Below are 22,451 nucleotides of genomic sequence, written 5' to 3'. Positions count from 1 at the left end.
CCAAAAACCCCCGCCACAAGGGCCTGATCAAGGGCCTGCCGAGCCTGACTCGCAGCTACTGGGGCATGCAGCTGGCGCACCTGGGCATTGCGGTCTGCGCCCTGGGCGTGGTGCTGTCGAGCCAGAACAGCGCCGAGCGCGATCTGCGCCTGGAGCCGGGCGAGTCCATGGAACTGGCCGGTTATCACTTCATTTTCGAAGGCGCCAAGCATTTCGAAGGGCCGAACTTCACCTCCGACAAGGGCACCGTGCGCGTGGTCCGCAACGGCAAGGAAGTGGCGGTGCTGCACCCGGAAAAACGCCTGTACACCGTGCAGAGTTCGATGATGACCGAAGCCGGTATCGATGCCGGTTTTACCCGTGACCTGTATGTCGCCCTGGGCGAATCCCTGGGTGATGGCGCCTGGGCAGTGCGAGTGCACGTCAAGCCGTTCGTGCGCTGGATCTGGTTCGGCGGCCTGCTCACCGGGTTCGGTGGCTTGTTGGCGGCCATGGATCGGCGTTATCGGGTCAAGGTTAAAAGCCGGGTGCGCGAAGCGCTGGGCATGACAGGAGCCACCGCATGAGACGCTGGATGATGATGTTGCCCCTGGCGGTGTTCCTGGTGGTGGCGGTGTTCCTCTATCGCGGGTTGTATCTGGACCCGGCCGAGCTGCCGTCGGCGATGATCGGCAAGCCGTTCCCGGAGTTCTCCCTGCCGTCGGTGCAGGGCGACAAGACCCTGACCCGCGCCGACCTGCTGGGCAAACCGGCCCTGGTCAACGTCTGGGGCACCTGGTGCATTTCCTGCCGGGTCGAGCACCCGGTGCTGAACAAGCTCGCCGAGAAGGGCGTGGTGATCTACGGCATCAACTACAAGGACGTCAACGCCGACGCCCTGAAGTGGCTGGCCGAATTCCACAACCCCTATCTGCTCGACGTGCGTGACGAGGAGGGTTCCCTGGGGCTCAACCTGGGTGTCTACGGCGCCCCGGAAACCTTCTTCATCGATGCCAAGGGCATCATCCGCGACAAGTTCGTCGGGGTGATCGACGAAGTGGTGTGGCGCGAACAGCTGGCCGCCAAGTACCAGGCCCTGGTCGACGAGGCCAAGCCATGAAGCGCTGGTTAGCCGCCGCCATCCTCGGTCTGAGCATCGTCGGTGTGGCCCACGCTGCCATCGATACCTACCAGTTCGCCAATGACACCGACCGCGAAAGGTTTCACGAACTGACCAAGGAACTGCGCTGCCCCAAGTGCCAGAACCAGGACATCGCCGATTCCAATGCACCGATTGCCGCCGACCTGCGCAAGGAGATTTTCCGCATGCTCGGCGAGGGCAAGGACAATCAGCAGATCATCGACTTCATGGTGGATCGCTACGGTGACTTCGTGCGTTACAAGCCGGCCCTGACCGGCAAGACCGCCTTGCTCTGGTTCGGTCCTGCCGGCCTGCTGCTGGGCGGCTTGGTGATCATTGTCGTGATAGTCCGGCGTCGTCGCGTCGAGCGCAGCGACAGCCCGAACACGCTTTCCGTCGAAGAGCGTCAGCGCCTCGACCAACTGCTGGATAAAAACCACCCATGATTGATTTCTGGCTTGCAGCAGGTCTGCTGCTCCTGATCGCCCTGAGTTTCCTGTTGATCCCGGTATTGCGTGAGCGTCGTGCCCAACGTGAAGAGGATCGTACCGCGCTGAACGTGGCGCTTTATGAAGAGCGCGTGGCCGAGCTGCAAGGCCAGCAAGCGGAGGGCGTGCTCAGTGCCGAACAGATGGACGCGGGGCGTGCGGAGGCGGCCCGGGAACTCTTGGCGGACACCGAAGGCAGCGGCCCGGCGCGGACCTCGCGCCTGGGCAAGCCGCTGCCGTTGCTGGCGGCGCTGCTGGTACCGGTGCTGGGCCTGGGCCTGTACCTGCACTTCGGTGCCAGCGACAAGGTCGAGCTGACCCGGGAATTCGCCCAGGCACCGCAGTCCATGGAAGAAATGACCCGGCGCCTGGAGCGCGCAGTGGCGGCCCAGCCGGACTCGGCCGAGGGCCTGTATTTCCTCGGGCGTACCTACATGGCCCAGGACCGACCAGCGGATGCGGCGAAGATCTTCGAACGCACCGTGGCCCTGGCCGGACGCCAGCCCGAGCTGTTGGGGCAATGGGCCCAGGCGCAGTACTTCGCCGATAACAAGCAATGGTCGGACAAGGTCCAGGGCTTGACCGATGAAGCGCTGAAGGCCGACCCCAACGAAGTCACCAGTCTCGGGCTGCTGGGTATCGCCGCCTTCGAGGGCGGGCGTTTCCAGGAGGCCATCGATTACTGGAAGCGCCTGCAGGCTCAATTGCCGCCGCAGGACAACTCCCGTGCCGCGTTGCAGGGGGGCATCGACCGCGCCGGCGAGAAACTGCTGGCGGCCGGTGGCAAGGTCGCAGCCGAGCCTGCGGCAAAGGCCAAGGGCGCCTTGCTCAAGGTCCGGGTCGATCTGGCCGCGGAGCTCAAGGCCAAGGTCCAGCCGGGTGACAGCGTGTTCATCTTCGCCCGCGCCACCCAGGGCCCGCCCGCGCCATTGGCGGCCAAGCGCCTGACCGTTGCCGATCTGCCGGCCACTGTGGAGCTGGGTGATAGCGACGCGATGATGCCGCAGTTGAAACTGTCGAACTTCCCTGAAGTCCAACTGGTTGCGCGCATTTCCCGTGCCGGCCAGCCAACGGCCGGTGAGTGGATCGGGCAGAGCCAGCCCCTGCCCAGCAGCACCACTGCCGCGCAACAGCTGACCATCGACAGTCCGGATCAATAATCAGAGAAGCCGCCATGACCGCCATCGCTCGTATCACCCTGTTGTCACTGGTCCTGGGTTTGAGCGCTTGTACGGTCCACCGGCCGGCGCCGACCTCCTCTGAACCCATCCCGCCCGCGGGGCCGAGCACGCGCCCGGTGCCGTCCACGGCTCCCGCTCCCGGCAAGCCCGGCGCCCCGGTTCCCGCCGCCAAGCCCCTGCCACGCACCTCCGCCAGCTTTGCTCCGCCACCCGGCGGGCACAGCCACTGGGATGCGCGGCTGGGGGTCTATGTGCTGGATAACCAGAACAACACCTTCTATCGCCAGCGCACCTATTACCGTTGGAACAACGGCTGGAGCCGTTCCATCAGCCCCGACGGGCCCTGGGAAGACACCGACATCCATGGTGTTCCCGCAGGGCTGGGGCGACAGTTCCAGTAATCTGCAACGCCATTGCCTGACTGCACAGGTGCGGGCCAGAGCCCGCACCGGCCTTGCCACGGTCGGCGGATTATTTAAGCCCCGCGCAGGCTGGCCGATACAGCGGGGTGTTCCTGAGTATCAGCCGTTGAGCGCCCGATGAAGAATGACCTGAACAAACCCTATGTCGCGCCGATGGTGTTTTGGCTGGCTGTGGTCTGCGTCCTGCTGCTGTTGTACGGCCTGGGGCCGGCGGACGTGCCGGAATTGATCTATCTGTCCCTGGCACCGGTGTACTTGCTGGTGGCCTTCGCTTTCATGTACTACGTCTTTTGCTGGAGCCTGATCTCGGTTTTCCGCTTGGGAGAGATCGGCTGGAAGAAAGTCGACTACGGCTGGCTGCTGCTGGCTTCCCTGGCCCTGATCAGCGCCACCCAGGCGGTGCGGGTGGACTGGTTCCAGAGTGACTACCAGCTGGCACAAAGTGCCCGGGACGGATTGCAGCGCAGAGTGCTGGCCGAGATCGACGACATGCTCGGCAGCGCCCACTGCAAGGCGGCGCTGGAGCTGCATGAGCCCCAGGATGCTGCCCAGGTCAGCAATCTGTGCGAACGCTTTGGCACATTGGAACGTTCTGCCGATGGGCGTCTGTCGGCTTTGGCCGTGATCAAGGTGCAGCAGGCCCTGGGTGACCTTCGCGGTGAATATTCAGCGCCTGTGGTGCAGCAATGGCTGCAGCGCCTGGGGGAAACCTTCAGTGAACTGGAGCAGCAGCGGGCCGAGGTGCATCGCCTGCATGGCCTGACCGAGGTCAGCCAGACCGAGAGGCTCTATGGCTACTGCGCACCTTTGCTGCTGGTGATCGCCCTGGCGCTGCGGGCGTCCAAGGTCACCGGCGAGGTACTGCTCAAGGCGCCACGCCGACGCAAGTTGTGGCTGATCGTCAACCGGCGGGTAGTGATCGACGGCCTGGGATTTGTCCGCGGTGCCCGCGCGCGCCTGGATGAAGCCTTGAGGAACTGGCGTGTGGCTCAATGGGGCGTGGTGCATCTGTCCTGCCCGTTCCTGGCCGGGGCCAGTCCCCAGGATGCACCGGTCCCGGTGACTCCAGGTTTCTACGAGAACGAGTTCCAGCTGGCCAGTCTGGGCGAGTTCGACAGCAGTGAGTTCGTCCAGTGGGCCGCAATCCAGACCATCGACGTCCTGTATCTGGTGGGTGAAACCGACCTGAACCTGATCGACCGGCTGCGGCGCTGGGGTGAGGCGGCGAACATCGAAGTACTGGTGCGCGAGCGTATCTGAGGCCGGGGTTTCACAGACGCTCCAGCAACTGCTCCACATAGTCCACGAACGCCCGGGCCCTGGCACTCACCAGGCGCCCGCCGGGAAACACGGCCCACAGTTGTTGCCGGGGCAGTTGCCAATCCGTGAGCACGGCCTTGACCGCACCCTGGGCCAGCTCCGGGGCAAACATCCATTGCGAGGCCATTGCCAGCCCCTGGTGGGCCAGCACCGACTCACGCAAGCCTTCCGCGGCATTCACTCGAACCCTGCCACTGACACTTACCCGTTGCTCGTCGTCGCCTTGGGAAAAATGCCAGAGATTGCCGGGCCCCCGGCTGTAGATCACCGCCTGATGCCCGGTCAGTTCACCGGGATGCTGTGGCTCGCCGTGCTCGGCGAAGTACTCGGGAGTGGCCAGCAGCAGGCGCGGACACTCGGCGATCTGGCGGGCGATGAGGGTCGAGTCGGCGAGGCTGCCCATGCGCAGGGCCACATCCACCCCAGCCTCCACCAGATTGATGGTGTGATCATCCATCACCACGTCGATCTGCAGCTCGGGGTGGCGCTCGAGAAAGGGGCCCAGGTGAGGAACGATATGCAGGCGAGCGAAGGTCACCGCAGCACAGACGCGCAAGGTGCCGCGCAACTGGGAGGCCGAGCCCCGGGCGGCACTTTCCGCTTCGCTGGCTTCCTCCAGTGTGCGCTTGGCCCGTTCGAAGAAGGCCAGGCCGGCCTCGGTGGGGCTCAGGCCGCGGGTGGAGCGCAGCAACAGTCGCACCTGAAGATAGGCCTCCAGCTGGGCGATGCTTTTCGACACGGCGGGCTGGCCCAGGTTCAGGCGCCGGGCGGCAGCGGAGAAGGAGCCGCTTTCCACCACATGTACAAAGGTTTCCATCGCGGCCAGGCGGTCCATCGGTTGTCCTTGCTGGGTTGAGAAGGGGCACTTGGGGAGTGTGCGCCAAAACGTTTATCGGGTCCTGGGAGCACGGCCTAGGTGCGGGCTGCGCGGCGGTTGTCCGCCACCAGCAGGAAGCGCAGCAGGGCCAGCAGTGGAAACCCACTGCCCACCAGCACCACTCCCAGCCAGCCGCCATGTTCGTACACCGCACTGGCAATCGACGAGCCGAAGGCGCCACCGATGAAGATGCTGGTCATGTACAGCGCGTTGAGGCGACTGCGACTGTGGGCGTCCAGGGCATACACCGCCCGTTGGCCGAGCACCATGTTCATCTGCACACAGAAATCCAGGACCACCCCGGTCACTGCCAGGCCGATGACGCTGTAGGCGGGATGGATCAGTGTCGGGATAAAGCTCAGGGCTGCCAGGAGCATGGCCAGCAGCGAGGCGATGCGGGTATGGCCGGCATCCGCGAGACGTCCGCTGATGGGGGCGGCGATGGCGCCGATGGCGCCCACCAGGGCGAAGATCGCAATCTGGCTTTGTGACAGGCCGTGATGCCGTGCCAGTTCCAGGGGCGCGGCGGTCCAGAACAGGCTGAAGGTGGCGAACATGCAGCCCTGATAGAAGGCTCGCTGGCGCAGGACCGCTTGCTGGCGCAGCAGGCCGCCCAGGGAACGCAGCAACTGGCCGTAGGTGGCGCTGTGGGCCGGCTGGCGCTTGGGCATGGTCAGCATCAATACCAGGCTGATGCCGGCCATCAGCACGGCGGCGGCGATGAACATCGCTCGCCAGCCGAAGAGGTCGGCCACCACGCTGGACACCGGGCGGGCCAGGAGAATACCCAGCAGCAGGCCGCCCATGATGCCGCCCACCACTCGTCCCCGGGACTCCTCGGGGGCCAGATGCGCAGCCAGGGGAATAAGGATCTGCACCGATACCGAACTGAAGCCGATCAGCAGCGATACCAGGAGGAAGGCGTTGGGCTGCTGGGTATACGCAGCCCCCAGCAGGCTGGCGATGGCCACCAGGGTGGTGGTGATCATCAACCGGCGGTTTTCCAGCAGGTCGCCCAGGGGCACCAGGAAGAACAGGCCCAGGGCATAGCCGATCTGGGTCAGGGACACGATCAGGCTGGCCAGGGAGCTGGACAGGCCCAGGTCCGGGGCGATCAGCTCGATGATCGGTTGTGCGTAGTAGATGTTGGCAACAATGGCGCCGCAGCAGAAGGCGAACAGCAGCACCATGCCTCGGGTCATTGTCACATTGCTGGCGGGCAGCACCTGGGTTGTGGAAATCATCAGGATTCTCTTGGCGGCGAAAGGATGGAGCGAGGTTAAGAGACCGCGCGGTAACGCAGTAGAGAGGGCGGGGCGATAGCATTCATTCCTGCTGGGAATAAATGTCTGATTCATGGCGCTCTGGAGATTGCCGGTGCGTGCCGCTGCCGAGGGCTGATGATACATTTACTTACATCTTGTTCGATAGCATGCTCATGTTCTTCAGGGCCCCGGGGGGCGCATGCTGCTTCCTTGCACGCTTTCAGTTGAAGGAATCCGTTCCATGAATCGGTCTTTGCTTGGTCTGTTGTGCAGGGCTCAATGCCTGGCCCTGATGCTCATGTTGGGCGGCGTGGGGGTCCAGGCCCAGGATGCTCCGGGCATGCGCATTGGCGTGCGAGGGGAAATCACCGGGGTCAGTGGCGACGTGGTGCGGGTGCATGTCAACAGTGGGGAGAATGTCAGCATCGAGCTGACGCCCCAGACTCAGGTGCGCGCCGTGACCCTGGCCAACATCGAAGACATCAAGCCCGGCAGCTATATCGGCTCGGCCGCGATGCCCATGGCCGACGGCACCCTCAAGGCCCTGGAAGTGCATGTGTTTCCACCGCAGTTGGCCGGTACCGGCGATGGTCATCGCCCCTTCGACCTGGTCAAGGGCAGCAGCATGACCAACGGCAGCGTTGGTGATCTGGTGGTGAGCAATGGCCGCACCCTCACCGTCAATTACAAGGACGGGCAGCAGAAGATCCTGGTGCCGGACGATGTGCCCATCGTCAATCTGGTGCCGGGAGATCGCAGCCTGCTCAAGGCGGGGGTCAAGGTGGTGATGTTCGTCACCCAGAGCGCCGACGGCAAACTCACGGCGCAGTCGATTTCCGCTGGCAAGGACGGAGTCGCACCGCCGATGTAAGGGCGCTTCGCACGGGACTGTGTTGTCGCATTGGCAAGCTTGCGTTGCCAAATGTTGCTGCGCCGCAGTTGCAGTGGAAGTCGCTGAGGCCTTGGTTTAGGGTTCCCGGTCGTTCAGTGCGGTGGGAGTCCCTTATGGAAAAGTCAACGTTCAACCCAGCCAGTGTGTTCAATTCCCTGCAATACGGTTTCAGCCAGGCGGTGGAGGTGCGGGGTGGCCGGCGCCTGCTGCTGTCCGGTCAGGTGGGGGTGGATGAGCAGGAGCGCACCGTGGGACCGGGCCTGCGGCAGCAGACCGAGCAGGCCTTCGACAATATCGAGCGGGTCCTGGCCGAGGCGGGAGGTCAACTGGCGGATGTGGTGATGTTGCGGATCTACATCGCCGAAGCGGCGCGGGATCAACAGGAGCACATCAGCGCGGTATTGCTGGAGCGTTTTGCCAGCCAGCCACCGGCGTCCTCGTGGATCATCGTCAGCGGGTTGTCGCTGCCGGAGTGGTTGATCGAAGTCGAGGCCGAGGCGGTGCTGGATGAGCGTTATCAGGCGGCCGAAGCTGCGCAGTTCAGTTCGGCGCGGGCTCTCTGAGTCCCGGATTGGCGGCATAAAAAAAGCGACCTTCACGGTCGCTTTTTTCATCGGGCCACCAGCGTCACTTGGCGTTGGTGTAGATCTGGTCGAAGATCCCGCCGTCGTTGAAGTGAGTCTTCTGCACGCTGCGCCAGTCACCGAAGGTCTTTTCCACCGACAGGAAGTCGACTTTCGGGAAGCGGTCGGTGTACTTGGCCAGGACTTTCGGGTCCCGTGGGCGCAGGTAGTTGTTGGCGGCGATTTCCTGGCCTTCCGGCGACCACAGGTACTTCAGGTATTCCTCGGCGGCAGCGCGGGTGCCTTTCTTCTCCACCACCTTGTCCACCACCGACACCGGTGGCTCGGCTTCAGCGGAAACGCTTGGGTAGATCACTTCGAACTGATCGCGGCCGAATTCGCGGGCGATCATTTCCGCTTCGTTCTCGAAGGTCACCAGCACATCGCCAATCTGGTTGGTCATGAAGGTGGTGGTGGCGGCGCGGCCACCGGTGTCCAGCACCGGCGCCTGCTTGAACAGCTTGCCGACAAAGTCCTTGGCCTTGTTTTCGTCGCCGCCGTTCTTCAGTACGTAGCCCCAGGCCGAGAGGTAGGTGTAGCGGCCGTTACCCGAAGTCTTGGGGTTGGGCACAATCACTTGCACGCCATCCTTGAGCAGGTCCGGCCAGTCTTTCAGGGCCTTGGGGTTGCCCTTGCGGACGATGAACACCGTGGCCGAAGTGAAGGGGGCGCTGTTGTTCGGCAGACGGGTCACCCAGTTGTCCGGCACCAGTTTGCCGTTGTCCGCCAGGGCGTTGATGTCGGTGGCCATGTTCATGGTGATGACATCCGCCGGCAGGCCGTCGATCACCGAGCGCGCCTGTTTGCTGGAGCCGCCGAAGGACATCTGCAGGGTGATGTTTTCGTTGTGCTCGGCTTTCCAGTGTTTCTGGAAGGCCGCGTTGTAATCCTTGTAGAAGTCGCGCATCACGTCGTAGGACACGTTGAGCAGGGTCGGTGCGGCCTGGGCGACGCTGCCCAGGGCCAGGCCGGCGGCCAGAAGCGAGGCGCTGAAGAGTTTTTTCACTGCACATTCCTTTTGTTCGAGAGTGAAGGCAATTTGCCGCCGACTATAGCCGGGGCGCTATATCTCTTTAAAGATTAAAAAGTACTTTGCTTATTCCAGTTTCTTGAACAGCGCATTGCCACAGCGAGAGCAGAAGGCGGCGGCCGGCTCGTGGCTGTTCTTGCGGCACACCGGGCAGTCGTGCTTGAGCTGTTCACCGCGCATGGCGCTGGCCAGCTCCGCGGTGAAAATCCCGGTAGGCACGGCAATGATCGAGTAACCGGTGATCATCACCATGGACGAAATCATCTGCCCGATCACGGTCTTGGGCACGATATCGCCATAGCCCACGGTGGTCAGGGTAACGATGGCCCAGTAGATGCCCTTGGGGATACTGGTAAAGCCATGCTCCGGGCCTTCCACCACGTACATCAGGGTGCCGAACACCGTGACCAGGGTGCAGACGCTGAGCAGGAACACCAGGATCTTCTGTTTGCTGCCGCGCAGGGCATCGAGCAGGTAATGGGCCTGCTTGAGGTAGGGCGACAGCTTGAGCACGCGGAAGATCCGCAGCATGCGGATGATCCGAATGATCAACAGGTACTGGGCGTCGCTGTAGTACAGGGCGAGGATGCCGGGGACGATCGCCAGCAGGTCCACCAGCCCATAGAAACTGAAGGCGTAGCGCAGGGGTTTGGGGGAGCAATACAGGCGCAGTCCGTACTCGATGGCGAAGATCAGGGTGAAGCCCCATTCGATGTAGGCCAGGACGTCGGCGTAGTTGCTGTGCACCTCGTCGATGCTGTCGAGAATCACGATCACCAGGCTGGCGAGGATGATCAGCAGCAGGGTCGTATCGAAGCGTCTTCCGGCCACCGTATCGGTCTGGAAGATCATCACGTAGAGGCGCTGGCGCCAGTTGTCGCGGTTAACCATGGGAGTCGCCTGAATCAAAGATCAGCGAAGCCTAGGGGGAGTTGCCGGGGGAGCGCAAGGTGCGTTGTCCCCAGGCGTACGGCCCAGGACCCGGGTGGCGGCATGCACCAGCCAGCAGGCCAGGACGAAGGGGGCGGTGAGGGGCGCCAGCCCCAGGGCGACGATGCCCGGGGTGATCAGCAGCGCCAGGCACATCCCGGCCAGTGGTCGCCACGGACGTCGCGACCCTTGGCCCAGGGCCAGGGCCGCCAGTGCACAGTTGTAGCCGCCCAGGCCCAGCAGGGCCTGGCCGGGTTCATGCAGCAATAGCGCCATGGCCAGGCCGCTGGCGGAACCGATCAGGGCCCAGGTCGCTGCGCGGCGGTTGGCCAGCAGCAGGCCGAGGAGAATCAGCAGCCCGGCCAATGGCTGGCCGAGGAACATGATCTGGCCCAGGCCCTGGAGCAGGCCGCTCAGCAGGCTCCACAGGGACAGTCCGGGCACTGCTTGGGGCATGGATTGCAAGGGGGCCATCAGGCCCAGCAACAGCCAGCCCAGGCCCACGAAGGGGGCGGTGTAGGCCGGCAGGCTGGCGGGGTTGCGGGCCCGTTTCAGCCATTGCTGGGTGATGATCGCGCTGAGGCCGCCGGCAGCGATGATCAGCGGCGGCAGCAGCGCCGACCAGGGCAGGTACAGGCTCAGCAGCAGGCCCAGGAGCACGCCGTTGTAGCTGAAGAGTCCGGCTTGTCGGTCGGCCTTGGCGTAGCCCCGTTGCTGGGCGGTGAGCAGGCCGGCCAGGGCACCGAGCAGGGCGCCCCCGAGCAGGGCGGGTGCGCTGATCAGGATCGCCAGCAGGCACAGCAGGCCGCACAGCGGGTGGCGCTGGAGGAAAATCTGACTGAAACCGTTGAGCAAGGCAGTGGCCCAGTCGGGGCAGAAGGCATTGAAAGACTGTGTAGGCATGACGAAAGTCGGCGGATGCGGCGGCCGTCGCACGCAGCGTTCGACCCGAGCGGCATCCTCTTCGGGATGCTCACTGCAGGCCGGGGGCGCTGCGGCGGCAGTGGCGGCGGGTCAGAGAAGGGTTTCGACGCGCAGGGAGTTGGTGGTTCCCGGCTGGCCGAACGGCACGCCGGTGGTGATCACCACGGTATCCCCGCGTTTGGCCAGCCCCTGGGCCTGGGCAATTTCCAGGGCCGTGGCACAGACTTCGTCCACCTGGCGCAAACGGTCATTGACCACCGAGTGCACCCCCCAGGCCAGGCTCAAGCGGCGTGCGGTCTGCAGGTTTGGTGTCAGGTTGAGGATCGGCACCGAAGGACGTTCCCGGGCGGCGCGCAGGGTGGAACTGCCGGACTCGCTGTAGTTCACCAGCACCGCCACGGGGAGGATGCTGCACACCCGGCGGATCGCGCAGCTGATGGCGTCGGATACCGTGGCATCGGCCTGGGGACGGCTGACGTCCAGTTGAGTCTGGTAATCCGGGCCGGTTTCCACCTGGCGAATGATCTTGCTCATCATCTGCACCGCTTCCAGCGGGTACTCCCCGGAGGCGGTTTCCGCCGAGAGCATCACCGCATCGCTGCCTTCGGCCACGGCGTTGGCGACGTCGGTCACTTCGGCTCGGGTTGGCGCCGGGGAGAAACGCATGGACTCCAGCATCTGTGTGGCCACCACTACGGGTTTGCCCAGCTGACGGCAGGTACTGATGATGTTCTTCTGGATCTGCGGCACGCTTTCGGCCGGTACTTCCACCCCCAGGTCGCCTCTGGCCACCATGATCGCGTCGCTCAGTTCGGCGATTTCCCGCAGTTGGGCCACCGCGGAAGGCTTTTCGATCTTGGCCATGAGGTAGGCCTTGTCACCAATCAGGGCGCGGGCTTCACGGATGTCTTCCGGACGTTGCACGAAGGACAGCGCCACCCAATCCACGCCCAGCTCCAGGCCGAAGCTCAGGTCGCGGCGGTCCTTGGCGGTGAGCGGGCTGAGGTCGAGCACTGCCTGGGGCACATTGACGCCCTTGCGGTCCGACAGCTCGCCGCCATTGAGCACCGTGGTCTCGATGGCGTCCGGGTGCTTGACGATGACCCGCAGACGCAGCTTGCCATCGTCCAGCAGCAGGTCCATTCCGGGCTCCAGGGCCGTGATGATTTCCGGGTGCGGCAGGTTGACCCGCTGTGCAGTTCCCGGCGCCGGGTCCAGGTCCAGGCGCAGGGCCTGGCCCCGCACCAGCTGGACTTTGCCCTCGGCGAAGGTGCCGACTCGCAGTTTCGGTCCTTGCAGGTCCATGAGGATGCCCAGGGGATGGTTCAGCTCGCCCTCGATCTGACGAATCCACTCATAACGCTGGGCATGGTCGGCGTGGCTGCCGTGGCTGAAGTTGAGCCGGAAGATGTTCACGCCGGCCTGCACCAGTTCGCGGATGTCCTCGATGCTGTCGGTGGCTGGCCCCAGGGTGGCGAGGATTTTGACTTTCTTGTCAGGCGTCATGTTTGGGGTTCTCGAGGATCAGGATGGCGCGGAAGTCGTTGACGTTGGTACGGGTCGGCTCGGTGACGATCAGGTCGCCCAGGGCTGCGAAGTAGCCATAGCCATTGTTGTTGTCCAGCTCGTCGCTGGCGCTCAGGCCCAGGGCCGCAGCACGAGCGTAGCTGTCCGGGGTCATGATCGCCCCGGCATTGTCTTCGGAGCCGTCGATGCCGTCGGTATCGCCGGCCAGGGCATAGATCCCGGGATGACCCTTGAGGCTGTCGGTGAGGCTCAGGAGAAACTCGGCATTGCGGCCGCCCCGACCATTGCCGCGCACGGTAACCGTGGTTTCACCGCCGGAAAGGATCACGCAGGGCGCCGCCAGGGGCTGGCCGTGCAAGGCCACCTGGCGGGCGATGCCGGCATGGACCTTGGCCACCTCCCGGGACTCGCCTTCCAGATCGCCGAGGATCAACGGGCTGTAGCCGGCCTGGCGGGCTTTCACCGCGGCGGCTTCCAGGGATTGCTGGGGGCGGGCGATCAACTGGAAGTGGCTGCGTTCCAGGCACGGGTCGCCGGGCTTGACGGTTTCCGAATCGGGGCTCTGCAACCAGTTGCGCACCGCTGCCGGTACTTCAATGGCATAGCGCTTGAGAATCGCCAGGGCTTCGGCCGAGGTGCTCGGATCGGCCACGGTTGGGCCGGAAGCGATGACCGTGGCCAGATCGCCGGGTACATCGGAAATTGCATAGGTGTAGACCGTGGCCGGCCAGCAGGCCTTGGCCAGGCGTCCGCCCTTGATCGCCGAGAGATGCTTGCGCACGCAGTTCATCTCGCCGATGGTGGCGCCGGATTTCAGCAGGGCCTTGTTGATGGCCTGCTTGTCGGCCAGGGTGATGCCCGCGGCGGGCAGCGCAAGCAACGCCGAACCGCCGCCGGACAGCAGGAAAATCACCCGATCCTGTTCCGACAGGTTGCTGACCAGTTCCAGTACCCGCTTGGCCACGGCCAGGCCGGCCGCGTCGGGCACCGGGTGAGCGGCCTCGACCACTTCGATCTTGTTGCAGGGGGCGCCGTGGCCGTAGCGGGTGACCACCAGCCCGGAGACTTCGCCTTGCCAGCTGCGCTCCACGACCTGGGCCATGGCCGCCGCTGCCTTGCCGGCACCGATGACAATGACGCGGCCGCTGCGGTCGCTGGGGAGATGGGCTTGCAGAACCTGTTGCGGGTGGGCGGCGTCGATGGCTGTGGCGAACAGCTCTCGGAGGAATTGTTGCGGATCGACCGACATGGCGGGCTCCCGGATTTCTTGTTATGGGGGGCTTGAAACGGGTGTAGCCGCCACCTCAGGCGGCGACAAGGTCAGCAGGGCCTGTCCCTGGCCCGCCGTGAGGCGTTTCCTGCGAACCGTGGCGCAGCCTGTGGCAGCGGCTACGAATGCGGCTTACTTCTTCTCGCGGATCGAGAAATTGGCCATGTGTTCCAGGCCCTTGATCAGGGCCGAGTGGTCCCAGTTGCCGCCACCAATAGCGGTGCAGGTGCTGAACACTTGCTGGGTATTGGCGGTGTTGGGCAGGTTGATCCCCAGCTCGCGAGCGCCACTGAGGGCCAGGTTCAGGTCCTTCTGGTGCAGGTTGATGCGGAAGCCCGGATCGAAGGTGCCCTTGATCATGCGTTCACCGTGCACCTCGAGAATCTTCGACGAGGCGAAGCCGCCCATCAGCGCTTCACGCACCTTGGCCGGATCGGCACCGTTTTTCGAGGCGAACAGCAGGGCTTCGGCCACGGCCTGGATGTTCAGGGCGACGATGATCTGGTTGGCGACCTTGGCGGTCTGGCCGTCACCGTTGCCACCCACCAGGGTGATGTTCTTGCCCATGCTCTGGAACAGCGGCAGGGCGCGCTCGAAAGCCTGGCTGTCACCGCCGACCATGATGCTCAAGGTCGCGGCCTTGGCCCCGACTTCACCGCCGGACACCGGCGCATCCAGGTACTGAGCACCTTTTTCGTTGACCTTGGCGGCGAAGGCCTTGGTCGCGGTGGGGGAGATGGAGCTCATGTCGATGACGATCTTGCCCTTGCCGATCCCGGCGGCCACGCCGTCGGCGCGCAGCAGTACGTCTTCGACCTGGGGGGTATCGGGGACCATGATGATGACGAATTCGGCTTCCTGGGCCACGTCCCGGGGCGAGGCCAGGGCGATGGCGCCGGCGGCGATCAGGTCGGCCGGAGCCTTGCCATGGTGTTCCGAGAGCAGCAGGCTGTGGCCGGCCTTCTGCAGGTTGGCGGCCATTGGGTGGCCCATGATGCCGGTGCCGATAAATCCGATTTTAGCCATGATAAAAATCCTCTATTCAACGGGACCTTGTAGGAGCTGGCTGGCCAGCGAAAGCGGCCACGAGGGCGGCGCAAGGCTTGCGGGCCTGTTCGCCGGCAAGCCGGCTCCTACGCAGGTACAGGGTCAGATTGCGTTGTGGGTTTTCAGCCAGCCGAGGCCCGCTTCGGTGGTGGTCAGCGGCTTGTACTCACAGCCGACCCAGCCCTGGTAGCCGATGCTGTCCAGGTGCTCGAAGAGGAAGCGGTAGTTGATCTCGCCGGTGCCCGGCTCGTTGCGCCCGGGGTTGTCCGCCAGCTGGATGTGGTTGATCTGGCCCAGGTGGTTGGCCATGGTCCGCGCCAGGTCACCTTCCATGATTTGCATGTGATAGATGTCGTACTGCAGGAACAGGTTGGCACTGCCCACCTGCTCGCGGATCGACAGCGCCTGGGCGGTGTTGTTGAGGTAGAAGCCGGGAATGTCCCGGGTGTTGATGGCTTCCATCACCAGCTTGATGCCGACGGCCTGCAGCTTGTCAGCGGCGTACTTGAGGTTGGCGACGAAGGTCTTTTCCAGCAACGCGGCGTCAGCCCCCTGGGGCCGGATGCCGGCCAGGCAGTTGATTTGGGTATTGCCCAGGACCTGGGCGTAGGCGATGGCCAGGTCGACTCCGGCACGGAACTCCTCCACCCGGTCGGGCAGGCAGGCGATTCCGCGCTCACCTTTGCCCCAGTCGCCGGCGGGCAGGTTGAACAGCACCTGGGTCAGGCCGTGGGCATCGAGTTGAGCCTTGATCTCGGCAGAGCTGAATTCGTAGGGGAACAGGTATTCGACGCCACTGAAGCCGGCATCGGCGGCGGCCTTGAAGCGGCCGAGGAAGTCCTGTTCGGTGAACAGCATGGACAGGTTGGCGGCAAAGCGCGGCATGGTGATCTCCTGTGAATCGGTGAAGCCTGTAGAGCGGGCGAAGGCTGCGCTCGGGCTGCCCCGGCAGCGCCTCTTGAAGAGGGTGCGGGGCAGATCCCGGCCAGGTTCTGCGAACCTGACGGCAGCCTGGGGCTACGGCTACAGGGTTTAGTCGAGCAGGGAAATTGCGGTAGGGGCGTCGTTGCCCACCAGCGCCAGGTCTTCGAACTCGTTCACTGCGTTGATTTCGGTGCCCATGGAAATGTTGGTCACGCGCTCCAGGATGATCTCCACGACCACCGGTACCTTGAAGGTCTTGAGCATTTCCTGGGCCTGGCGCAGGGCTGGCTGGATGTCCTTGGGTTCGAACACCCGCAGGGCCTTGCAGCCCAGGCCTTCGGCGACCGCAACGTGGTCCACGCCGTAGCCGTTGAGCTCCGGTGCGTTGAGGTTGTCGAAGGACAGCTGTACGCAGTAGTCCATCTCGAAGCCGCGCTGGGCCTGGCGGATCAGGCCGAGGTAGGAGTTGTTCACCACGACATGGATGTACGGCAGGTTGAACTGCGCCCCTACTGCCAGCTCTTCGATCATGAACTGGAAGTCGTAGTCGCCGGACAGGGCCACCACCTGGCGATTCGGATCGGCCTTGACCACGCCGAGGGCGGCGGGGATGGTCCAGCCCAATGGGCCGGCCTGACCGCAGTTGATCCAGTGACGTGGCTTGTAGACGTGGAGGAACTGCGCACCGGCGATCTGCGACAGGCCGATGGTGCTGACGTAGCAGGTGTCCTTGCCGAATACCTGGTTCATCTCTTCGTAGACCCGTTGCGGCTTGACCGGCACGTTGTCGAAGTGGGTCTTGCGATGCAGGCTGGCCTTGCGCTGCTGGCAGTCATGCAGCCAGGCGCTGCGATCTTTCAATTTGCCGGCGGTCTGCCATTCGCGAGCCACTTCCAGCAGTACGGTCAGGGCGCTGCCGGCGTCGGAGACGATACCCAGGTCCGGCGTGAATACCCGGCCGATCTGGGTTGGCTCAATGTCCACGTGAATGAACTTGCGGCCTTCGGTGTAGACGTCCACCGAGCCGGTGTGACGGTTGGCCCAGCGGTTGCCGATGCCCAGCACCGCGTCGGATTTGAGCAGGGTGGCGTTGCCGTAGCGATGGGACGTCTGCAGGCCGACCATGCCCACCATCTGTGGGTGATCGTCAGGGATGGTGCCCCAGCCCATCAGGGTCGGGATCACTGGAATGCCGGTCAGCTCGGCGAATTCCACCAGCAGGTCGCTGGCATCGGCGTTGATCACACCGCCACCGGCCACCAGCAGCGGGCGCTCGGCCTGATCCAGCAGGGCCAGGGCTTTCTCGGCCTGGATCCGGGTCGCGGTCGGCTTGGCCAGGGGCAGGGGCTGGTAGGCATCGATATCGAATTCGATTTCCGCCATCTGCACGTCGAATGGCAGGTCGATCAGCACCGGACCAGGACGGCCGGAGCGCATTTCATAGAAGGCTTTCTGGAAGGCGTAGGGCACCTGGCCCGGTTCCAGCACGGTGGTGGCCCACTTGGTCACCGGCTTGACGATGCTGGTGATGTCCACGGCCTGGAAGTCTTCCTTGTGCAGGCGGGCCCGGGGCGCCTGGCCGGTGATGCAGAGAATCGGGATCGAGTCGGCCGAGGCGCTGTACAGGCCCGTGACCATGTCGGTGCCGGCCGGGCCGGAAGTGCCGATGCATACGCCGATGTTGCCGGCCTTGGTGCGGGTGTAGCCCTCGGCCATGTGCGAGGCGCCTTCAACGTGGCGAGCGAGGACGTGATCGATGCCTCCGACTTTCTGCAGCGCGCAATACAGCGGGTTGATGGCGGCACCCGGGATGCCAAAAGCGGTATCGACCCCTTCGCGGCGCATCACCAGAACGGCGGCTTCGATTGCTCTCATTTTGCTCATGGTTTTGTGCCTCTTACGTTTTGTAATTGTATACAAGTGGCTTTTTGCAAAGTGTATTCACGGCGGACGGCGCAGGTCAATGGATTTTCTTGAGGGGTAACGGCTTTTGCCAAAGCCTCGATAAACCGGCGTCCTTTTGTCGCATGGGTTGGTTTTCGAGAATTATTGTATACAAAAAATAAATTCATTGTGTTCTATTTGCGGTATCGGACTTCTCCTACAAGAAGCTTCCTCCAGGCTTTCTCAATAACAAGATAAGGACGGCACCTATGAGCGCTTTAACCTTGAAAGTCGCAGTCAACCTGGCCAATCAGGCCATCAGTGCGGGACGCCAGATCAGCGCAGCCCCGCTGACCATTGCGGTGCTGGATGCCGGTGGGCATCTGGTGACCTTGCAAAGAGAGGATGGCGCCAGCCTGCTGCGGCCGCAGATCGCCATTGGCAAGGCCTGGGGCGCGATTGCCTTGGGCAAGGGCTCGCGCCTGCTGGCCCTGGACGCCCAGCAGCGCCCGGCGTTTATCGGTGCCTTGAATGGTTTGGGGCAGGGCAGTGTGGTGCCGGCCCCGGGCGGAGTGTTGATCCGGGATCAGACGGGGGCGGTGATTGGTGCCATCGGCATCAGTGGCGACACTTCGGACATCGATGAGCAATGCGCGATCAGCGCCATCGAGGCCCAGGGCCTGGCGGCGGATGCTGGCGTTACCGCGTGACCTGGGCGCGCTGTCGTGGGCCCTGGCCTGCGACAGCAGCTATAGGGATGTGGATACGTGGCCGGAGCGCTGTCAGCGGTCCGGTTCGCAGCCTTTGAGCACCAGGCGGATGATGGTTTGGGCTGCCGCTTCGTAGTCTTCTTCGCTGAGCTTGGCCTTGCCGGTCACTACGGATATCTGCCAGTCGAAGTCGGCGTAGGTCTGGGTCGCGGCCCAGATGCTGAAGATCAGGTGGTTGGGGTCGAGCGGGGCGATCTGGCCGCGGTCGATCCAGCTCTGGATGCATTCGATATTGTGCTTGGCCTGGGCGTTGAGCTGTTCCACCTGGTCCGGGCTCAGGTGCGGCGCACCGTGCATGATTTCGCTGGCGAACACCTTGGAGGCAAAGGGCAGGTCGCGGGAGATGCGGATCTTTGAGCGGATGTAGCCGCTGAGCACTTCACTGGGCACGCCGTCGGCATTGAACGGAGTGGAGGCCTGGAGGATCGGTTCGATGATGCTTTCCAGCACCTCGCGGTAGAGGTTTTCCTTGGACTTGAAGTAGTAGTAGACGTTGGGCTTGGGTAACCCGGCCTTGGCGGCGATGTCGCTGGTCTTGGTCGCTGCAAAGCCCTTGTCGGCAAACTCTTCACTGGCGGCCCGCAGGATCAGTTCTTTATTGCGCTCGCGGATGGTGCTCATAAACCGGGGGATTCCTTGCCTGTTCGGGCGGTTGCGCATGGTAGCACCGGCGTCGCGAGGGGCTCAAGAATGCCCGTTGGCCGTGGTTTTCCTGCTTCCGGCATCTCGCCTGTCCGCCCCCGGGCGCGGTATGCTGCACGCCTTATTTCACGCAGGGAAGCCTGGCCCATGGCAGGAAGCAGTTTGCTGGTTTTGATCGACGACATCGCCGCCGTTCTCGATGACGTGGCCTTGATGACCAAGATGGCGGCGAAGAAGACCGCCGGGGTATTGGGCGACGATCTGGCGCTCAATGCCCAGCAGGTTTCCGGGGTTCGCGCCGAGCGGGAAATTCCCGTGGTCTGGGCCGTGGCCAAGGGCTCGTTTCGCAACAAGTTGATTCTGGTGCCGGCGGCGCTGGCCATCAGTGCCCTGGCGCCCTGGCTGGTGACGCCGCTGCTGATGATCGGCGGTGCCTACCTGTGTTTCGAGGGCTTCGAGAAGCTGGCGCACAAGTACCTGCCTCACGGCGACGATGCCGCCGAACATGAGCAGACCCTGCAGGCGCTGGCGGACCCTCAGGTGGATCTGGTGGCCTTTGAGAAGGACAAGATCAAGGGCGCGATTCGTACCGACTTCATCCTTTCCGCGGAAATCATCGCCATCACCCTGGGCACGGTGGCAGGCGCATCCCTGAGCCAGCAGGTGGTGGTGCTCTCGGGGATTGCGATTGTCATGACCGTTGGCGTCTATGGACTGGTGGGCGGCATCGTCAAGCTCGATGACCTGGGGTTGTGGCTGGTGCACAAGCCCGCTGCCCTGGCCAAACGCATCGGTGGGGCGATCCTGCGGGCAGCGCCGCTGATGATGAAGAGCCTGTCGGTGATCGGTACGGCGGCGATGTTCATGGTCGGCGGCGGCATCCTGACCCACGGTGTGCCCGCCGTGCACCACCTGATAGAAGGGCTGGCCGAGCGCAGCGCCGGGGTCATAGGCCCGGTATCGGCGTTGATGCCGACCCTGCTCAATGCCGTGGCCGGGATCATTGCCGGTGCCGTGGTGCTGCTGGCAGTCACCCTGGCGGGCAAGGCCTGGCGCGCACTGCGCGGCTGATTTATCGACTTAGGCCGGCGCCGGTACCGGGGACGGCGCCGTTGACCGACGGCGGCACCCGTGATGCCTGAAGCCTCGGCAGCTTTCCCGCCGCCAGCAGCCGACAACGTCGGACAGCAAACCAACAAGCCCGCCAGTCTGGCAGGCGCGCCTTGCATTTTTTATCCACCCGCTGATTTGCGAACACTCTCGTGAAAGGGTCGAGGTGCTTGACAGTCCAAAACTTATTGCTCAACAATATTGTTGAACAAAAATAAGAATGGAGAACTAATATGTTTACTCTGTCTACATGGCGCGCATTTACGGCGCTCGCATCAGCATTGCTTGCGATTGCAATTCCCCAGTCGGCGTATTCGGCGCCACAAACCGTTAGTAGCGGGGTGCTCTCCGTTGGCTCGGATCTGACGTATCCGCCATTTGTCTATTTAAAAGACGGCACGCCGGCAGGTTTCGACGTCGAAGTCATGCAGGCGATTTCTAGAAAAATGGGCCTGACGGTGAAGTTCGTCGACACCAGGTTCACCAGCTTGATAACGGGTATCCGGGCTAATCATTTTGACGTCGTCGCCTCCGCACTCTACGTCACCCCCGAGCGGCAGAGGATTCTGAACTTTGTTCCCTACATCAAAGCCGGCTCGTCGTTGCTAGTGCTTAAAGATGCGCCATTTCGCCCGACGTCGGAGCAGCAACTCTGCGGCAAGATCGTCGGCTCGATGCAGGGCGCGTCGTGGCTGCCGAAACTGAAAGCGCTTTCGGATGGGTACTGCGTGGCGAACGGCCTCGGCGCCATTGAGACCCGCGAGTTCGATACGGATGCTCAGGTCACACAAGCTTTGCGCTCCCGCTCCGTCGACGTGGAGTTCATGGACAGTGTGGTTGCGGCAAGCCTGCTCAAGAAGTTTCCCGGCAACTACGAGGTGACATCGACAGAGTTGATCTATCCGGTGCTGATCGGCATTGCGATAAGTCCCCAGAACAAAGAACTGTTTGCCGCCGTAAACAAGGCGTTTGCCCAGACGCGCAAGGACGGAACCTATGAGGTGCTTGCGGATGCATATGGCATGTCGACGGTCAGTGATGCCGAGATAGAAAGCGTCGTTTCCTCTGCCCGCTGATCTGCTGCTTCTTGCATCCTAAAGAGCAATCGAGCGCTGGCGCTTAGGTGCCGGCGTACCTTCTGTAATTCTCAGAGTGGTTTTCCATGGGTTTCGATTGGCAATACACCGTAGGTCTTCTGGCCGACAAGGATTTTTGGCAAGCATCCTGGACTGTCGTCCAGTTGAGCTTAGCCAGCTGGTTCGCCGCGGCGATCTTTGGTTTCGGACTCGCCCTGGCAAAACAGTCCAAATGGAAAACCGTGGCGCAGACAGCTCAGACATACATATGGTTTTTCAGAAGCCTGCCACTGCTTGTCTTGCTGATCTTCGTCTACAGTTTGCCGCAGGTCTTCCCCTCGTTGCGATCAGGGCTGTCGAACGCATTCACGGCGGGGTTCATCGCTCTGGTCGTCAGCGAAACAGCCTACATGGCCGAAATTCATCGCGGCGGTCTTCTCGCCATCCCTAAGGGGCAGATCGAAGCCGGTCGGGCGCTTGGACTTTCTTTTCTCGGGATCCAGCGTCTGATCGTTGTCCCGCAAGCAGTCCGAGTCGCTCTTCCGGCCCTGTCCAATGAGCTTGTCACGATCATCAAGCTGACCTCGCTGGTTTCCGTCATCTCGCTGACGGAGATCCTGCTGGTTGGCCAACGGCTCTACACACAGAATTTCCTGATCCTCGAAACGCTGGCGGCCGTCGCCTTTTTCTACATTCTCATCGTCACGGTGCTGGACCGTAGCTTGTCCTTTGTTGAGCGGTCGGTGGACGTAAACCGTCTTGGACAGAAGGCGCAAACCTTGTCTGAAGAGGAACTGGCCAAAGAGACTGCGCAATATGCAACTCCTCTGGTATCCCGGCAGGCCGACACCGCCGTGCTCGCGCTGGAGGCGCGAGACGTTCATAAGAGCTTTGGGGCGCAGCAGGTGCTCAAAGGCGTGAGCCTGAAAGTCAAATCAGGCGAAGTCATCTCGATAATTGGCCGATCCGGATCAGGCAAGACCACCTTTATCCGCACTTTGAACGGGCTGGAGCGTATGGACCAGGGGCAGGTACTTCTGCACGGGGAGCAGTTTATTTCAGCCGATGCCTGCGCATCAGGGCACCTCTCATTCAAGGAGAACTTCAAACTCATTCGCGACATCGGCAT

At 63.1% G+C, this 22,451-nt stretch carries 21 protein-coding genes and 2 pseudogenes; 12 read left to right on the top strand and 11 right to left on the bottom strand.

The features are described from left to right. The 6 genes and pseudogenes from BLX41_RS34355 to BLX41_RS04040 form a co-directional block, all read left to right on the top strand. Positions 1–566: pseudogene (locus BLX41_RS34355) on the top strand (cytochrome c-type biogenesis CcmF C-terminal domain-containing protein); the annotation flags it as partial. Then, a complete protein-coding gene (locus tag BLX41_RS04060; protein ID WP_060838164.1) occupies positions 563–1,099 on the top strand; it encodes a DsbE family thiol:disulfide interchange protein in 537 nt (178 codons plus the stop codon). The pseudogene BLX41_RS34355 and the gene BLX41_RS04060, both read left to right, overlap by 4 nt. After that, entirely contained in the window at positions 1,096–1,566 is a 471-nt protein-coding gene (locus tag BLX41_RS04055) for a cytochrome c-type biogenesis protein (RefSeq protein ID WP_123723874.1), read from the top strand. The genes BLX41_RS04060 and BLX41_RS04055 overlap by 4 nt, the downstream gene beginning before the upstream one ends. Beyond that, positions 1,563–2,768 carry a c-type cytochrome biogenesis protein CcmI gene (gene ccmI / locus BLX41_RS04050; protein ID WP_123723873.1) on the top strand — a complete coding sequence of 402 codons (1,206 nt, stop codon included), beginning with the start codon at positions 1,563–1,565 and terminating at the stop codon, positions 2,766–2,768. The genes BLX41_RS04055 and ccmI overlap by 4 nt, the downstream gene beginning before the upstream one ends. 14 nt (positions 2,769–2,782) lie before the next feature. Continuing rightward, the gene (locus tag BLX41_RS04045) at positions 2,783–3,190 is read left to right on the top strand and encodes a hypothetical protein (protein WP_123723872.1); all 408 of its coding nucleotides are present in this window, start codon (positions 2,783–2,785) and stop codon (positions 3,188–3,190) included. A 138-nt stretch (positions 3,191–3,328) separates the two neighbouring features. Then, positions 3,329–4,471 (top strand): BAR domain-containing protein, encoded by a 1,143-nt coding sequence (locus tag BLX41_RS04040; protein WP_123723871.1) that lies wholly within the window; start codon positions 3,329–3,331, stop codon positions 4,469–4,471. Positions 4,472–4,481: 10 nt separating this feature from the next. Here the strand turns inward: BLX41_RS04040 and BLX41_RS04035 are convergent, their stop codons facing one another. Together BLX41_RS04035 and BLX41_RS04030 are read right to left on the bottom strand one after the other, a co-directional pair. Beyond that, positions 4,482–5,366, bottom strand: a complete 885-nt coding sequence (locus tag BLX41_RS04035) for a LysR family transcriptional regulator (RefSeq protein WP_123723870.1) — start codon at positions 5,364–5,366, stop codon at positions 4,482–4,484. 77 nt (positions 5,367–5,443) lie between these two features. Next, positions 5,444–6,652 carry an MFS transporter gene (locus tag BLX41_RS04030; RefSeq protein ID WP_123723869.1) on the bottom strand — a complete coding sequence of 403 codons (1,209 nt, stop codon included), beginning with the start codon at positions 6,650–6,652 and terminating at the stop codon, positions 5,444–5,446. Positions 6,653–6,965: 313 nt separating this feature from the next. Between BLX41_RS04030 and BLX41_RS04025 the strand changes: the two genes are divergently transcribed. Both BLX41_RS04025 and BLX41_RS04020 read left to right on the top strand, forming a co-directional pair. Continuing rightward, positions 6,966–7,544 carry a hypothetical protein gene (locus BLX41_RS04025; protein ID WP_404942739.1) on the top strand — a complete coding sequence of 193 codons (579 nt, stop codon included), beginning with the start codon at positions 6,966–6,968 and terminating at the stop codon, positions 7,542–7,544. 134 nt (positions 7,545–7,678) lie between these two features. After that, positions 7,679–8,128 carry a RidA family protein gene (locus tag BLX41_RS04020; protein ID WP_123723867.1) on the top strand — a complete coding sequence of 150 codons (450 nt, stop codon included), beginning with the start codon at positions 7,679–7,681 and terminating at the stop codon, positions 8,126–8,128. Between the two features lie 64 nt (positions 8,129–8,192). Here the strand turns inward: BLX41_RS04020 and BLX41_RS04015 are convergent, their stop codons facing one another. The 8 genes from BLX41_RS04015 to gcl all read right to left on the bottom strand — a co-directional run bounded on the left by BLX41_RS04015 (position 8,193) and on the right by gcl (position 17,724). Next, positions 8,193–9,194: a sulfate ABC transporter substrate-binding protein gene (locus BLX41_RS04015; protein ID WP_011060028.1), complete on the bottom strand. Its 1,002-nt coding sequence runs from the start codon at positions 9,192–9,194 to the stop codon at positions 8,193–8,195. A 90-nt stretch (positions 9,195–9,284) separates the two neighbouring features. Then, positions 9,285–10,109 carry an ion transporter gene (locus BLX41_RS04010; RefSeq protein WP_123723866.1) on the bottom strand — a complete coding sequence of 275 codons (825 nt, stop codon included), beginning with the start codon at positions 10,107–10,109 and terminating at the stop codon, positions 9,285–9,287. A gap of 21 nt (positions 10,110–10,130) precedes the next feature. After that, complete coding sequence (locus tag BLX41_RS04005; RefSeq protein WP_123723865.1) at positions 10,131–11,051, bottom strand: urea transporter; 921 nt, start codon at positions 11,049–11,051, stop codon at positions 10,131–10,133. Positions 11,052–11,162: 111 nt separating this feature from the next. Beyond that, positions 11,163–12,578 (bottom strand): pyruvate kinase, encoded by a 1,416-nt coding sequence (pyk, locus tag BLX41_RS04000; protein WP_123723864.1) that lies wholly within the window; start codon positions 12,576–12,578, stop codon positions 11,163–11,165. Further along, on the bottom strand, positions 12,568–13,848 hold the full coding sequence (locus BLX41_RS03995; protein WP_123723863.1) for a glycerate kinase type-2 family protein: 1,281 nt from the start codon (positions 13,846–13,848) through the stop codon (positions 12,568–12,570). The genes pyk and BLX41_RS03995 overlap by 11 nt, the downstream gene beginning before the upstream one ends. 153 nt (positions 13,849–14,001) lie before the next feature. Further along, positions 14,002–14,895, bottom strand: a complete 894-nt coding sequence (locus BLX41_RS03990) for a 2-hydroxy-3-oxopropionate reductase (RefSeq protein WP_123723862.1) — start codon at positions 14,893–14,895, stop codon at positions 14,002–14,004. A gap of 123 nt (positions 14,896–15,018) precedes the next feature. Next, entirely contained in the window at positions 15,019–15,801 is a 783-nt protein-coding gene (hyi, locus tag BLX41_RS03985) for a hydroxypyruvate isomerase (RefSeq protein ID WP_123723861.1), read from the bottom strand. Positions 15,802–15,948: 147 nt separating this feature from the next. Then, positions 15,949–17,724, bottom strand: coding sequence for a glyoxylate carboligase (gene gcl / locus BLX41_RS03980; RefSeq protein ID WP_123723860.1), 1,776 nt, complete (start codon positions 17,722–17,724; stop codon positions 15,949–15,951). A 269-nt stretch (positions 17,725–17,993) separates the two neighbouring features. Between gcl and BLX41_RS03975 the strand changes: the two genes are divergently transcribed. Beyond that, positions 17,994–18,434, top strand: a complete 441-nt coding sequence (locus tag BLX41_RS03975; protein WP_123723859.1) for a GlcG/HbpS family heme-binding protein — start codon at positions 17,994–17,996, stop codon at positions 18,432–18,434. Positions 18,435–18,506: 72 nt separating this feature from the next. Here the strand turns inward: BLX41_RS03975 and BLX41_RS03970 are convergent, their stop codons facing one another. Next, on the bottom strand, positions 18,507–19,115 hold the full coding sequence (locus BLX41_RS03970) for a TetR/AcrR family transcriptional regulator (RefSeq protein WP_123723858.1): 609 nt from the start codon (positions 19,113–19,115) through the stop codon (positions 18,507–18,509). A gap of 168 nt (positions 19,116–19,283) precedes the next feature. Between BLX41_RS03970 and BLX41_RS03965 the strand changes: the two genes are divergently transcribed. The 3 genes and pseudogenes from BLX41_RS03965 to BLX41_RS03955 form a co-directional block, all read left to right on the top strand. Then, positions 19,284–20,207: a DUF808 domain-containing protein gene (locus tag BLX41_RS03965; protein WP_123723857.1), complete on the top strand. Its 924-nt coding sequence runs from the start codon at positions 19,284–19,286 to the stop codon at positions 20,205–20,207. Positions 20,208–20,479: 272 nt separating this feature from the next. Next, a complete protein-coding gene (locus BLX41_RS03960; protein ID WP_123723856.1) occupies positions 20,480–21,322 on the top strand; it encodes an ABC transporter substrate-binding protein in 843 nt (280 codons plus the stop codon). An 86-nt stretch (positions 21,323–21,408) separates the two neighbouring features. After that, a pseudogene (locus BLX41_RS03955) lies at positions 21,409–22,451 on the top strand (amino acid ABC transporter permease); the annotation flags it as partial.

It is taken from the genome of Pseudomonas protegens (assembly GCF_003732485.1).
GTDB classification, from domain to species: Bacteria; Pseudomonadota; Gammaproteobacteria; order Pseudomonadales; family Pseudomonadaceae; genus Aquipseudomonas; species Aquipseudomonas protegens_B.
The sequence above is the reverse complement of the archived record's forward strand: the minus strand, read 5'-3'. Positions and strand labels throughout refer to the sequence as shown.